This window comes from Candidatus Paceibacterota bacterium, from assembly GCA_028718635.1.
Taxonomy (GTDB): Bacteria; Patescibacteriota; Minisyncoccia; order Phycocordibacterales; family UBA9973; genus UBA9973.
Map to the genome: position 1 here is coordinate 493,341 of JAQULK010000001.1, position 14,093 is coordinate 507,433.

At 36.0% G+C, this 14,093-nt stretch carries 16 protein-coding genes; 1 reads left to right on the forward strand and 15 read right to left on the reverse strand.

Features of this window, described 5'->3' with window-relative positions; translation table 11 throughout:
- The first annotated feature begins 10 nt into the window (after positions 1-10).
- Positions 11-286: a 50S ribosomal protein L27 gene (gene rpmA / locus PHT16_02705; GenBank protein ID MDD5721330.1), complete on the forward strand. Its 276-nt coding sequence runs from the start codon at positions 11-13 to the stop codon at positions 284-286.
- Here rpmA and rplI read toward each other — a convergent pair.
- The 15 genes from rplI to PHT16_02780 all read right to left on the reverse strand — a co-directional run bounded on the left by rplI (position 283) and on the right by PHT16_02780 (position 14,064).
- A complete protein-coding gene (gene rplI / locus PHT16_02710; protein MDD5721331.1) occupies positions 283-726 on the reverse strand; it encodes a 50S ribosomal protein L9 in 444 nt (147 codons plus the stop codon). The genes rpmA and rplI overlap by 4 nt on opposite strands.
- Positions 723-1,955 carry a S41 family peptidase gene (locus tag PHT16_02715; GenBank protein MDD5721332.1) on the reverse strand — a complete coding sequence of 411 codons (1,233 nt, stop codon included), beginning with the start codon at positions 1,953-1,955 and terminating at the stop codon, positions 723-725. The genes rplI and PHT16_02715 overlap by 4 nt, the downstream gene beginning before the upstream one ends.
- Before the next feature lie 4 nt (positions 1,956-1,959).
- Complete coding sequence (locus PHT16_02720; protein ID MDD5721333.1) at positions 1,960-2,184, reverse strand: hypothetical protein; 225 nt, start codon at positions 2,182-2,184, stop codon at positions 1,960-1,962.
- Between the two features lie 41 nt (positions 2,185-2,225).
- Positions 2,226-2,999 (reverse strand): endolytic transglycosylase MltG, encoded by a 774-nt coding sequence (gene mltG, locus PHT16_02725; protein ID MDD5721334.1) that lies wholly within the window; start codon positions 2,997-2,999, stop codon positions 2,226-2,228.
- A gap of 25 nt (positions 3,000-3,024) precedes the next feature.
- A complete protein-coding gene (locus PHT16_02730; GenBank protein ID MDD5721335.1) occupies positions 3,025-4,017 on the reverse strand; it encodes a CAP domain-containing protein in 993 nt (330 codons plus the stop codon).
- A 66-nt stretch (positions 4,018-4,083) separates the two neighbouring features.
- Positions 4,084-5,814, reverse strand: a complete 1,731-nt coding sequence (locus PHT16_02735) for a penicillin-binding transpeptidase domain-containing protein (protein ID MDD5721336.1) — start codon at positions 5,812-5,814, stop codon at positions 4,084-4,086.
- Between the two features lie 8 nt (positions 5,815-5,822).
- A complete protein-coding gene (locus PHT16_02740) occupies positions 5,823-6,089 on the reverse strand; it encodes a hypothetical protein (protein MDD5721337.1) in 267 nt (88 codons plus the stop codon).
- 70 nt (positions 6,090-6,159) lie between these two features.
- Positions 6,160-7,887 (reverse strand): hypothetical protein, encoded by a 1,728-nt coding sequence (locus tag PHT16_02745; GenBank protein ID MDD5721338.1) that lies wholly within the window; start codon positions 7,885-7,887, stop codon positions 6,160-6,162.
- Between the two features lie 5 nt (positions 7,888-7,892).
- Positions 7,893-9,266: an adenylosuccinate lyase gene (purB, locus tag PHT16_02750; GenBank protein ID MDD5721339.1), complete on the reverse strand. Its 1,374-nt coding sequence runs from the start codon at positions 9,264-9,266 to the stop codon at positions 7,893-7,895.
- Positions 9,256-10,200 (reverse strand): phosphoribosylaminoimidazolesuccinocarboxamide synthase, encoded by a 945-nt coding sequence (locus PHT16_02755; protein ID MDD5721340.1) that lies wholly within the window; start codon positions 10,198-10,200, stop codon positions 9,256-9,258. The genes purB and PHT16_02755 overlap by 11 nt, the downstream gene beginning before the upstream one ends.
- Before the next feature lie 4 nt (positions 10,201-10,204).
- On the reverse strand, positions 10,205-11,245 hold the full coding sequence (gene purM / locus PHT16_02760) for a phosphoribosylformylglycinamidine cyclo-ligase (GenBank protein ID MDD5721341.1): 1,041 nt from the start codon (positions 11,243-11,245) through the stop codon (positions 10,205-10,207).
- A gap of 1 nt (position 11,246) precedes the next feature.
- Positions 11,247-11,765 carry a 5-(carboxyamino)imidazole ribonucleotide mutase gene (gene purE, locus PHT16_02765; protein ID MDD5721342.1) on the reverse strand — a complete coding sequence of 173 codons (519 nt, stop codon included), beginning with the start codon at positions 11,763-11,765 and terminating at the stop codon, positions 11,247-11,249.
- 151 nt (positions 11,766-11,916) lie between these two features.
- Positions 11,917-13,434 (reverse strand): bifunctional phosphoribosylaminoimidazolecarboxamide formyltransferase/IMP cyclohydrolase, encoded by a 1,518-nt coding sequence (purH, locus tag PHT16_02770; GenBank protein MDD5721343.1) that lies wholly within the window; start codon positions 13,432-13,434, stop codon positions 11,917-11,919.
- Between the two features lie 44 nt (positions 13,435-13,478).
- Positions 13,479-13,757, reverse strand: a complete 279-nt coding sequence (locus tag PHT16_02775) for a hypothetical protein (protein ID MDD5721344.1) — start codon at positions 13,755-13,757, stop codon at positions 13,479-13,481.
- A 31-nt stretch (positions 13,758-13,788) separates the two neighbouring features.
- A complete protein-coding gene (locus tag PHT16_02780; protein ID MDD5721345.1) occupies positions 13,789-14,064 on the reverse strand; it encodes a hypothetical protein in 276 nt (91 codons plus the stop codon).
- Positions 14,065-14,093: the final 29 nt, after the last annotated feature.

The window sequence follows — 14,093 nt, forward strand, 5'->3', positions numbered from 1 at the left end:
ATAAAACAACATGGCACATAGAAAGGCGGGCGGAACCGCGAAAAACTTAAGAGATTCAAATCCACAATACCTTGGCATAAAGCTTACAGATGGCCAAAAGGCTCAATCTGGGTCTATTATCGTTCGTCAACGAGGTACAGCTATAATGGCTGGTGTAAACGTATCTACAGGCAAAGATCATACCCTTTTCGCTATTAAAGACGGGATAGTAAAATTTGGCACTAAACGCAAAACATCTTTCAACGGCAAAACTGCGGTTAAAAAATTAGTAAACGTAGTATCTTAAGCTTTCTCTACTTTTAGTTTAAAATAAGACTTTTTATCTTTTACAGAAATTGGGATTTCAAACTCCCCTATTTCTTTAATCGGTTTTTCTAACACAATGGATTCTTCGCTGATCTCAGCTCCGTGTTGAGCTTTCATTTCTTTTATGATTTCCTTATTTTTTATTCCGGAAAATAAATGCCCTTTTTCATCCGCTTTAGATTTTATGGTGACGATTTTCCCTTTTATTTCTTCCAAATTTTTCAAGAGAAGGCTTTCCTGAGTTTCTCTTTCTATTCTGATATTTTTCATTTTCTTTTCCAGTTGAGCGATCGCGTTTGGAGTCGCCATTTCTGCTAGCTTTCTTGGAATCAAAAAATTCAAAGCGTATCCGTCATTGACGTCCTTAATGACATATTTTTTTCCTACTCTCGGTACGTCTTTTAAAAATATTACTTTCATGATTTTAACAATAATTCTACTGCCTTATCCATTTGTGGATCTATTTTTGTATCTAAATCTTTTTGAGTTATTTCCACAGGGTAATCCGGCGTTAAACCCTTTTCAGAGATGGAAGTTCCATTAGGAGTCAGCCATTTTGCCACGGTAATTTTTAAAATCGTATCTGGAGTCACGTCGACGACTTCTTGTACTGATCCCTTGCCGAAACTTTGACTTCCTACTAATTTTGCCCTTTTGTTATCTTGCATAGCCCCAGCCAGAATTTCAGAAGCCGAAGCTGAACCGCCGTCTATCAAAATTACAAATTTCAATTTGTCATTAAAAATATTATAACCCTTGCTTCTAAAGATCTCCGCCTTTCTATTATTGCCGTAGTCTTCAGTCACGACGGTTTTTCCGCTTGGCAAGAACCAGCTTGCCATATCCACAGCGGCATCCAAATATCCACCAGGATTTCCTCGCAAATCAAGCAAAAGTTTGTCTGAACCAGATTCTGAAAATTTCTTCATGGCATTGCGGAAAAGATTGGCGGAATTGGCAGAAAAACTATAAAGTTTTATTACGAAAATCCCATCGGTTCTTTTTTCCGTATCCAAGGTTGGTATGTTTATAGTATCTCGCACAATTTTTATTTCTTCCGGTTTGTCGCTTCCCTCTCTCAAAATTGTGAGCGTAACTGCCGTTCCTTTTGGCCCTCTTATTAATTTAATTGCTTCGTCAATACTTAAGCTAGAAGTCATAGTTGAGTCAATTTTAAGAATTTTATCGCCGGATTTTATATTTGCCTGATAAGCGGGAGTATTTTTGAGCGGAGCGATAACCGTGAGTATTTTATCTTTTAATCCTACTTCAATGCCAATACCATCAAAATTACCGGCAATTTCTTCCTCAAAAGACTTTGTCTCGTCTGGATTAAAAAATACGCTGTATGGGTCGTTTAACGAGCTTACAAGCCCTCCAATAGCTCCGTAGACCTTGTCTTGGTCAGTAGTTTTACCTACAGACGGACTCTTTTCATTAATGATATTCCAAACTTTCCAAAATGGGGCAAAGTCTGTTTTTGTTATGACCTGGGTTTCTTTATTGGAAATACCTATGACCTTATCTATCTCCGGTCTGTTTGAGTCGCCGACATACACGCCTCCGATGAAAGTAATCATAAACAAAAAAACTATTAAAATAGTGAAAGCGACACGTCTTGTTTTTAAAAAATCAGCGAATTTTTGCATTATATTATATATTTTCTTCTTTTCTGAAATCGTTTTCTTTAAAATTGTCAAAAGTTTTTTCCATTTTTATTTCTTTAATTTTTGGTTCTTTACACAGAATATAACCTAAATAAACTAGCCCAAGCCCAGAAAGAGTAGTTAAAACATCTTTCCATGAATATGGAAAACCTAAATATGGCAATATCGTTATCCAAATACCTAAAAACAAAAATATGCGCACTTTTTTCATAAGCATATTGTATCAGTAAAAGACGAATATATGCAAGCCCATTATTTCAAAAAAGCATCTATATTTTTTTTGTGCTGTTCGTAAGTTGCCGCGCAGTGGATTTTTCTATTTTTATCGTGCAAGTAAAAAAGACAATTGGTTTTTTGCGGATTGTAGGCAGCATTGATGGCAGCCAGGCCTGGGTTTGCGATAGGTCCGGGCGGTAGTCCAGCATAGAGGTAAGTATTGTATGAAGAGTTTATTTTTTTATCCTCAGAGGTTACATTTTGCCACCATCCATCTTCTTCGCTACCCTTGGCATATTGCAAAGTCGCGTCTACTTGCAGTTTCATTCCATTGAAAATACGATTCCAAATTATTCCGGAAATCAAAGCCATATCATCTTTACTCCCCGCTTCCCGCTGGATGATAGAAGCGATTTTGATGACAGTGTCTTCATTGGTTATTTGTTTGGATTTTGGTTTTTTAACGGTACTTACTTGTTTATTAAATTCGTCAAGCATCGTTGTTTTGACCGTAGAAGGATCGTCATCCTTGTAGATTAAATAAGTTTTTGGGAAATAATAGCCCTCCACGCTTGCATTAATAAAATCCTCTTTTTCCTGCGTGTTCCAATTGAGCTTGTCTGCCACCACCTGCGCCACTTGTTCTTTGCGCAGACCCTCCTCCACCCTGACTATGCGCATAGAAGGGTTCGCCAGGCTCAAATAAAAAGAAATCCTAGTGAGCAGAGACGGATCGAATTTATAGTAAAAAACCAAAGTGGATATCAGTACAACGAAAAGAAAAATTAATGTAATAATATATTTCTTCATTAATATAATTGTAACACAAAAAAGTCTAGTTCTGAATTGAATAATCTAAACTTTGAGTGATTATCATATTGTGATGGCTTAAATAATAGTTTATAGAAAAAATTGCCCCGATAATAGCCAGAACGATTAAGCCATTTGTTATTAAATCAATATGATGATTTTTCATTTTTAGAATAATATATAAAAGCAATGCAATAAAAATTATTCCAAAAATAACGTAAAGAATTATATTGGTAGTGTTGCGAGGCGAAGCCAATAATTTTTGCCAGAAAGTAGGATTTTGAATTGGATTTGTTGTGGTATTTAGAATAGCGTTGTTAGGGGTATTTTCTACATTTTCTACGGTCTCTGTTCCGAGAACATTTGCTGGTTCTTTTGTGTTTGCAACCTTAGGTGTTGTTACTGTTATTTTTGTAGTTGTTTTTTGGGGCTGGTTTTGAGTTACTGTTTCTGGTAAAGGATTTGCATATACTTGTGCCACGAATATTGTTTCTCTGCCTTGATAAATGCCTTTTGCGATTCCTGTGCCTATCTCTGTGTAGTTCCCTTTTACGATATTTGCTCTGTGGGTAGGGCTCGCCATCCACGCATTCGTAACATCTCTGGAGTCGCTAAAATTAATAGCGAGGTTTTCACCCGCGTATTGGTATTTGTAACCGACTTGCATGAGCCAATACCAAGGGGTTTTTCCTTCAGGACTGGTGTGGGAGAAATAGCTTTTTGTCGCCATGTCATTTGCTTTCATTTCGGCTGCCTTGTTTAAAATCGGACTCACGGTTAAAGTCGGAAGATTTTGAGATTGTCGTTCAATATTTGTAAGATCATCCAAAACTGCGGGCAAGACAGTGGCCATGCCCCCTTTGGTGTTTAGATGCGTGAGTGTCGGGATTAAGAAAGTGAAGAGCTCAAATAAAATAATAATCGCGACGATATTGCGAGTGCTCACATCCCGCAAGATATGCGGGCGATGATTATTTCCTTCGTGTGGAATAAAATGTTTTTTAAGCCAAGAAAACATTTGTATATTATATATAACAAAACCCTATCTGTAAAGATAGGGTTTTGTTTGTTAGATTTAAAATGTTTATTTAAAATATTCTGGGGTATTTACAGACATCCAGTTTAGAAGCTGGCCCATAATAGATGCAGCGGCGCCACTGCCTGTTGAAGATGGCCCATTCTCCATCATTATTGCAAAAGCGTATTTGGGATTGTCGTAAGGGAAAAAGCCGATGACCCAGGAGTTCACTTTATTTTTTGCGAGGCCGACTTGCGCGGTACCGGTTTTTGCAGCGACTTGGGTAAAATTAACGTTGAGTGATTTTGCAGTTCCAGATGTAACAGCAAGCCTCATTCCTTGGTGGATGGTGTCAAAATAATTTTTGTTTAAATTTAGCAAAGTTTTTTGATTTTCCTTTTCTGTGTCTCCGAGAATTAAATGCGGAGTCAGCATTGTCCCCCCGTTTCCTATAGCGGCTACGGCGCGAACCATTTCCATCGGAGTCACTTGGAAACCATATTGTCCGATGGCGGTGTGATAAGTGTCTCCAATGCGCCAAGGGTCATTTTTGAAATTCAAAGCTTTCCATTGCGGACTCGGGATTGTCCCCTTTTTTTCATCTGGCAAGTCGATTCCAGACCTGTCTCCAAAGCCAAAAAGCTTGGCATATTTTTCAATATTTGCTATTCCAAGCCCTTTTTGATCTTGAAATCCTCCCCCAATTTCATAAAAATATACATCCGAAGATACTGCCAAGGCTTCCATCATATTAGTCCAGCCGTTTACTTGCCAGTCCTTAAAAACAGTCTTTTGGTCAGGAAAATAAGGATTTGGAATAGAAATAGAACCCGTAGAAAGAATTTTTTTATATGGATCAATCACTCCTTCAGTCAGAGCTCCTAAGGCAAAAAATGGCTTCACGATAGACCCAGGGGTATAGAGTCCTGAGATATTTTTATCCAGAAAAACTTTCCTTTTATCCGTTAAGTAACTATTTATCGTCTGTACATCTTTTCCAAGAGATAAAATCTCAGAATTATACTCAGGAAAACTGGTAGTGGTTAGGATCTCTCCGTTTGTAGCATCCATTATCACCCCTGATCCGCCTGAAAAGGTTCTATTAGCTGAAAGATTTTTAATAAGATTAAATAGTTCTCCTTGAATTCGAGCGTCGATCGTAGTTACTAAATCTTTTCCTTGTTTGGGAGTATTTACAATATTTTCTGAATAAATTTTACCGAAAGCATCAGTTTCCACTATTGTTGCTCCATTTTCGCCCTCAAGAGTATCGTTGTATTCTTTTTCCAATCCATCTTTTCCTATAAATTTACTTTGCCAAAAATTCCCAGTGTTGTCTTGCGAAGGATAGCTCACATATCCTAAAAGATGCGAAAATCCAGGAGATAAATATGCGCGAGCAGGAGGATTTGCGATTTTGTTTTCTTCAAGAGGTGGATTGATTCCAAGATCTCCTTTTTCGTTCCAGGCCAACTCCTTTTTATTTCGATCATAAATTATCCCCCTGTCGGCAAAAATAAGAGTCTTTTCAAACATATTGTTTTGACTTCGGTTAAAATACGACTCACCTTTTTGTATTTGCAGATAGACTAGGCGAGCTCCAAAAATCCCAGAAAAAAATAAAAACAAAATACCCAGCACTAAAATAGTTTTTTTGGAGATCGGGCGCTCTATTCGCCCCTCAAATTGCTGGCGATCAAAATTCTGCAAATTTTTTGAGTCTAGGAAAATTTCATCTGGCTCTACGAAGGAATTTTTATTTTTTAATTTATTTTTTTTAATTATTCTGGTGATCATGTTCGGTTTTATGCGGGGTAAAACTTTAACTTCTTTTTCATAATTTCTACGATTATGAAAATAATTACTGTCATAATAAAAGAAACAAAAATCATATTGTTGAATTTCGCTTCTTTTGCTCCAAAAAGCAAATCTGATAAAAGAAATAGAACAGCTGCTTCGAAGAATTTATTAAAATAAATCATGCCTCCTAATGCCAAAATTGCAGATACCCACCAAGGCATGAAAAGTATTGAAAGCAAAAGCAAAAAAAAAGCCAAAACTCTAAGTAACATAATCTTATATTACACGCTTTATTTCAAAATACAAAATATGCAAAAACGACTAGGTCTGACCTAGTCGTTTTTAATACACTTCCTGCTGATAACATTTTTCACAATACACTATTTCAGGCCGATCTGGGGCATAACTGGTTTCAAATTCAACTTCACATTTACCAGTATGGATATGATCTTCCTTATCACACATACATTGTCTATGCCAGAGCTTAAATGGGTTTCTTTGAGCGATACGTTGATAATGTCTGCAATTTGGACAAAGTTTCGGGATAGGTAAATTCATTCTTTTGTAAAAAGAAAATTCCTCGGCTATAACCTTAAAGGCTTCAGTGCATTGATCATTGCATTTCCCTTTGTGCTCGCATTCTATAACCTTACCGATTATTTCTTCTTTTGTGTCGGCAAAATTATCCGGAAGATCTTTGTTGTTGATTTCGATTTTATAGTTTCTTTCTTCGGTGTCTTTCCATTTGTAACCTTGTTTTAAAGCTTCTTCTTTAGTTAAAGGAAAGTATTCTTGAGCAATGGTTTCGTTGTAGCAGAAAGGACTTAATTCTGTTGGAAAGAACTCTCCGTATTTGTATATTCTACCTTTACTATCTATGTAGGGCATAGTGTTCATATGCTCTATAATTTTAGGGACTAATTCTTCGTATTGTTCTTTGGTGTATTGTTTGTTTAGGATGCAGTAGGATTTGTTGCGGAGACCGACGCAGGCGAAACAATTTGAACATACATAACAAAAATCACAATAAGAAAGTTCATCAGATTCACCGCAAGTATTTGAAAATTTTGTATTAGTATTTTTCCAAAATGATATGTATTCATAAGTAAGCTCCATAAATTCACAATAATTTGTATCGTAAACATTGCGACCATCAATCATTCGCATACAATATTTTTCATCTTCACATTTTTTAACGTCGAAACAATTGTGAACATTTTTTGATTGAACGATGTTGTTTCCAGTCACGTTTTTGCACTGTATTTCTATGGCAAATTTATGCGGAACATTTCCTTTGATTTTTAGAAATTCTTTTTGAATGTTTCTTAGTCCTTCTCTTCCATTTTTAAGCAACTCATTTTTCTTTTCAAGATATTGTTCCTTAGAATATGCTTTATTGAAAATGTGATATTTTTGACTGCGCAGTCCTGTACAACCAATACAATCTTGGCAATTTTTGCAGTCAAAACAATAAATAAGGTCAAAAGAATTGGAACATTCTTGAGCAAATATAGAATTTGATAATTTTTCGCAATCTATGCATTGGTAACAAAATTGACATTCTCGCGCTAGATGAGTATCAACGCAATTTTTTGATTCATAGGGAGACCCATACATACAGTCCTCAATAGCGATGGATCCGAAACAAAGATAAGAATTTTTAACATCGCCAACATAATTGCAATAATCACTATTGTGAACAAAGTTAGCATTTAAATTTATCCTAGGAACTTTCTCTTGTAATTCCTTGAATTGGATAAAAAAATTCTTAGAGAAATCGTATTGTCTTCCATAAAATAAAGCATCCCAATTATCAGACCAATAATAGTCGCGTTCATAAACTTTAAAGGGTTTATCTAAAGAATAAACAGAAATAATATTTTTACCGCTTCCGTCGCAAGTCCTTTTGTAAAGGGTTCTCTCGTTTCGAAAAACAAAACGACGCTGTAAACGGCAATCTGGGCAAAAAGTCGGAGGAGGTACTTTTATTTTTTGGTAAAATTTAAAATCCTCCGATTCTATCGTAAAATCTTTTTTACAATTTTGACAGATTTTTGTTTCACTTTGCATTTTTATTACTTTGAAGCGAGTTTGGAAGCAAGACCGGTGTAATTTTCCGGAGTGATTGTTAAAAGTTCCTTTTTGATCTTTTCATTTACATCTAGGGATTTTATAAATTCGTGAATATCTGCGAGGGTTATTTGTTTACCACGAGTCAGTTCTTTTAATTTTTCATACGGCATAGCCACACCTTCACGTCGCAGAATAGTTTGGATCGCCTCAGTAATTACTTCCGGATGATTGTTAAGATCTTCTTTTATTTTAATTTCGTTTATAGTAATTTTACTAAGTCCCTTAAGGAGTGAAGTATAAGCTACATATGAATGTCCAAAAGCCGTACCAAAAGCGCGTTCCACAGTAGAGTCCGAAAGATCCCGTTGTAGACGAGAAATAGGCAATTTTCTAGCAAAAAATTCAAAAAGCGCATTGGCTAAGCCGAGATTCCCCTCGCTATTTTCAAAATCGATAGGATTTATTTTATGGGGCATAGTTGAAGAGCCGACTTCCCCTCCCTTCACTTTTTGAGTTATCCAATTGTCGGAAATATATCTCCACATATCTTGATTGAGATCGATAAGCATGTTGTTCATTCTCTTGAAACGATCAAACAGCTCAATATAAGAATCATGAGGTTCGATTTGGGTTGTGACTGAATTTAATTCAAGTTTGAATGTTAAATCTTTATTTAAATCTTTGATGAAATCTTCGGAAAATTTTACCCAATCGATTTTTGGAAAAGCTACTGCATGCGCATTATAATTTCCGGAAGCACCGCTCATTTTTACCATTATTTTTTGCCCGAGCAAATGATCCAAACCTCGTCCGAGCCTGGAAGCAAACACATTTATTTCTTTGCCGAAAGTGGTGGGGCTTGCCGGCTGACCATGAGTACGCGCAAGCATAGGTAAATATTTATGATTCTTAGCCAAAAGCTCGAGTTCCTTATTTATTTCTTTTAACGCAGGCATCAAGACATTTGCGACAGATTCGCTCAATATTAATCCATAAGCAAGATTGTTTGTATCATCGGAAGTAAGGGCAAAATGCACCCATTCTATGCTGTCTTTTAAAGACGTCTTTGAAAGTTCATTTTTTATAAAATATTCAACTGCTTTTACATCATGATTGGTCGCCCTTTCTATTTCTTTTATTTTTTTATATGAAATCTCATCAAATTTTTCGTAAAGATTTTTAACTATTTTTATTTCGTTTGGCAAAAACTTACGAAATATTTTATTCTCTGATAAAGCAATTAAATATTCTGCTTCTATTTTTACTCGGTACTTCATCAATGCTTCCTCAGAAAAATACTGTACCAGTGCGCGAGTCTTTTCAAAATATCTTCCATCAAGTGGGTTTATGGAATTTTCTATTGTTTTATATTTCATTTTTTATTTCGTATTTTTTTAAATTACTTGCAATTCTTTTTGCAATATCCCCTATTTCGACTTTAAAAGGAATACCGGTAATTTGTTCGCAAATTCGGATGTATCGGCTGGATAATTCTTTTACCATTTCGATCGGTGCTTCCGGCAAAATTTTGTCTTTATAAGGGTCGGAATTATTTTTAAACCATAAACGCAAAAATTCTTTATCAAAATTTTCCGGTTCTAAGCCTTGGTCTATCTTGCCTTGGTATGAATTTGCTTGCCAATATCTAGAAGAATCCGGAGTGTGAATTTCATCCACCAATACTATTTCATTATTTTCATCCAAGCCGAATTCGTATTTCGTATCTACTAAAATCAAACCGTGAGCTAATGCAATTTCTTCTCCGCGTTTGAATAATTTTAAAGAAATATCAGCAATTTTTTCCCATTGCTCTTTTGTCATATACCCGCCATCGATTATATCTCTACTTGAAAGCGGTCGGTCGTGCTCTTCGTGTTTGGTGGTAGGCGTCAAGACGACTTTATCCAATCTCTGATTTTTCTTCATACCATCAGGTAAAACAAAATCTCCGAAATCTCTTTGACCTCTTTGATATAAAGTCCAAAGGGAGGTTCCTGTAACTCCGGTAATGAACGCTCTCGGTACGACTTCTACAGGAAAAACTTTACACTTTTTGCCTACCACTACATTCGGGTCTGGAAAATCTATTACATGATTTTTCACGATATCCTTTGTGTTTTCAAACCAAAAACGGCTAACCTGGGTCAGCACCTGTCCTTTGCAAGGTATCAACGCAAGGTTGCGGTCAAAAGCGGAATACCTATCTGTAGAAATTAAAATTACTTTATCATCCTGGGTATACACGTCTCTCACCTTACCGACATATTTTTCTCCCAAGTTTTTGAAATCCGTTTTTTCTAAAATATTCATTTATTTATATTAAAATTACTTTTCCTTCTCCTTTAATAATTTTACCAATTTCATATATTTTAAAATTCGGATATTTTTTAAAAATTTCTGTAATTTTTGTTTTTTCTGATAGTTCCGAAACCAGAACCATTCCAATTCCCATATTGAAGGCGGTATACATTTCTTGTTCACTAACATTACCAATTTTTTGTAAGAAAGGAAAAATGGGAAGAACTGGCCATGAACCTTTTTGGATTTCTGCATCAAGATTTTTAGGAAGGATGCGAGGAATATTTTCCATAAATCCTCCGCCAGTTATATGCGCGATTCCTTTTATCTCAACTCCGGAATCCAGAATTTCCAATATCGGTCTGGTGTAATTAGTGTGTACTTGTAAAAGCGCTTCGCCCACAGTCATACCAAGTTCGGGAATTTTTTCATTGACGTTGTGCTTAGCAATTTCAAAAATTAATTTTCTTGCCAAAGAAAATCCATTTGTGTGCAATCCAGAAGAAGCGAGCCCAAAGACGACATCTCCTTCTTTAATTTTTTCTCCAGTTATTATATTATCTTTTTCTACTATGCCAGTGATGCATCCAGCGATGTCATGTTCTCCTTTTATGTATACTCCGGGCATTTCAGCGGTTTCACCGCCGATGATAGAAACTCCTGCTTCCCTGCAAGACTTTGCCATACCTGAGACCATCTGCTCCATTTCTTCTGGAACAAGTGTTTCATTTGCTACATAGTCTAAAAATGTGACCGGTCGAGCTCCCATTGCGAGGATGTCTCCACAACTATGCCCAACTATATCTTCACCTACGGAATCATATTTGTTTACCATTCTAGCCACTAATAGTTTTGTCCCTACACCATCAATACTTTGGACTAAGATTGGATGTTTGTAAGATTTTAAAATTTCTCCCAGATCATACAGTCCGCCAAAGTGTCCTATGTTTGTAAGTACAGCATTAGTGTGAGTGCTCGCCACGCTTTCTTTTATTCGTTTTACGACTTCATTTCCAGCTTCAATATTTACACCAGCTTGTTTGTACAAGTCACTCATTTTATTTTTTTAGGTATTTTTTATATCCAACTTTTAAAAGTTTCTCACCTTTTATTTTAACTGCAATCTTCATTTTATCTTTATAAGCAATCAATTTCTTTTCTAAATTTTTATCATTTATTGCAAGCATGGCAATCGCCAGCAACCCTGCATTTTTTGCAGAGTTAATGCCGACAGTCGCTACAGGTATTCCCGAAGGCATATTTATCGTAGAAAGAATTGAATCAAGGCCGTATAAATTTTTAGTTTTAATAGGCACGCCGATGACAGGCAGAGTCGTGAGAGAGGCGATCACTCCTGCCAAATGCGCTGCTCCGCCTGCGCCTGCAATGATGATTTTTAATCCGCGAGCTTTTGCGCTCACTGTATATTTATGAACCAAATCAGGGCTTCGGTGCGCAGAAGCCACTGTCATCTCAAAAGGCACATTAAATTCTCCGAGTATTTTCCCTGCTTCTGCCATTACCTCCAAATCTGAATCCGAACCCATAACTATGCCGACAATAGGTTTTTTACTCATGAAATTATCTTATCACATTTTTCAAAATTACGAAATATAACTTTTCGAAGGGGTTTCGAGGCTGACGAGCCGAGAACTTCAGGAATTTTTAAGCTTCAAAAATTCCGTACCGAAGAAAAGTTTATATTTCGTAATTTATTAGAACTAATTTTTAATGTTTAAAATGTCGAAAGCCAGTCGTTACCATCGCCATATTATATTTATTCGCCATATCAATCGATGCTTGATCATTTTTCGAGCCTCCAGGATGAATTACCGCGCTTACACCCTCTTCTCCTGCTAACTCTACGCAATCAGGAAATGGAAAGAATGCTTCAGAGGACATCACTGCGCCTTTGAGAGAAAAATTAAATTTTTTAGCTTTATCGACAGCTTGCTTTAAGGCATCAATGCGAGAAGTTTGCCCGCAACCCATCGCTAAAAGCGTCCCATCTTTTACTAAAGCAATAGAATTAGATTTTAAATGTTTTGTAATTACTGCAGCTACAAGCAAGTCTTTTTTTTCTTGATCCGTCGGTTCACGTTTTGTTGTTACTTTTAAATCTTCTTCAGTTTCAATATGCGTGTCTCGATCTTGAGAAAGAATTCCGGTAAAACAAGTTCGGTTTTGTTTTTGTGCAAGGATTGGTTTCTGCCATTTCAAAATTCTGCAATCTTTTTTCTCCATTAATATATCGAGCGCTTCTTTAGAAAAGTCTGGCGCGATGATTACTTCTACGAAAAGTTTTTGTTCTTTGATAAGCTTAGTAATGTCTTCTTCTATGGTTCTGTTGGATGCCAAAATTCCACCAAAAGCTGAAAGCGGATCTGCGTTATAAGCTGCTTGATATGCTTCAAATAAATGCCCTTCTTCTCTAACTGCTAGACCGCAAGTATTCATATGTTTTACGATAGCAAAAGCAGGATCTTTAAAATCATAAACAGCCATAATGGCAGCCTCTGTATCTATAAGATTGTTATAGGAAAGTTCTTTTCCGTGAAGTTGGATAAAACTTTTTTCTAGATTCCCGATAAATTCAGCTTTCTGGTGCGGATTTTCTCCATAACGCAATTTTTTTCCTTGAAAATATGCACGAATAGCATTGTCGTAAGCGCTCGTCACCTCAAAAGCATCACCTGCAAATTTTTTACGTTCTTCTAAAGTTGTTTCTGTGCCTTTTTTAAGTATCTCTGCTAATTCCTGATACTGATTTTTAGAAGGAATAACTACAACATCATTAAAGTTCTTCGCCGCTGCACGAATTAGAGATATTCCGCCGATATCTATTTTTTCTATTATTTCTTCCTCGCCCGTCGAAGCATTGGCGAAGGAGGGCTCGTTTTCATATCTTTCTAAAGTTTCTTCGAATGGATACAGATCCACGATTACTAAATCAATATTCTCTATGTTGTGTTCTTTCTTTTCTTTCTGATCGTCAACGTTATCTCGGCGATTCAAAATTCCGCCGAAAATTTGTGGTTGTAGTGTTTTTACTCTACCACCAAATAAAGCAGGATAATTGGTGATTTCTTCCACTTCAGTCACTGGCACGCCAAGCTTGCGAATAAATTCTGCAGTCCCGCCGGTCGAAATAATTTTTACATTATGCTTGGCCAGAAGCTTAACAATTTCTTCTAGTCCATCTTTATTAAAAACTGAAATAAGCGCCGTTGTAATTTTTTTATTCATTTTTTTTATTTTCTTTTATTACTGTTTTTATAATTTTATTTACTTTATTTGAAAATAATTTCCCCACCAAATTTTTTTATTGCTTCAGAAACCGAATTAAATCTTTCAGAACTTATCGGACGAACCGGAACTTTCGAATCATAAGTTTCTCCCGTTTGTTCTGTTGTAGTTAAATCAAAACTATCACTAGGAACTTTATAAATACAAACACGAGGTTCAAATTCCTCTATATTTAAAACAGTAGATCCGTGATACAGAACTGGTGGCCTTTCCTGTTTTCCTTCAGGTGTTGTTTTTTTGATTTGTACTTGACTTTTTTCCATATATTTTTATATAATTAGGTTACTTTTGGGGTTACCCACTGATCCCCGCTTCGGCGGGGTGACAATTACGAAGAAAGCTACCGATTTTCTTTTTTGAGGTCAATGGTAATCCGATGAAACTATCACTAGATAATTTTCTTAATATAAGTACAGGTCTTCTGAAGATAATTCCCTTACCACAAGACTCTTTAGCAACATTTAAGCCTACGGACATCCACCAAATTTCACCTTCTTTAAAGAAGAATTTTTGTTCCTTGACATCCAATTCTTTTTTAATTTCATTCCATTTATCAAAATCTTTTTCCATATTTTCTCTATTTTTTCTACTTTAGTTAA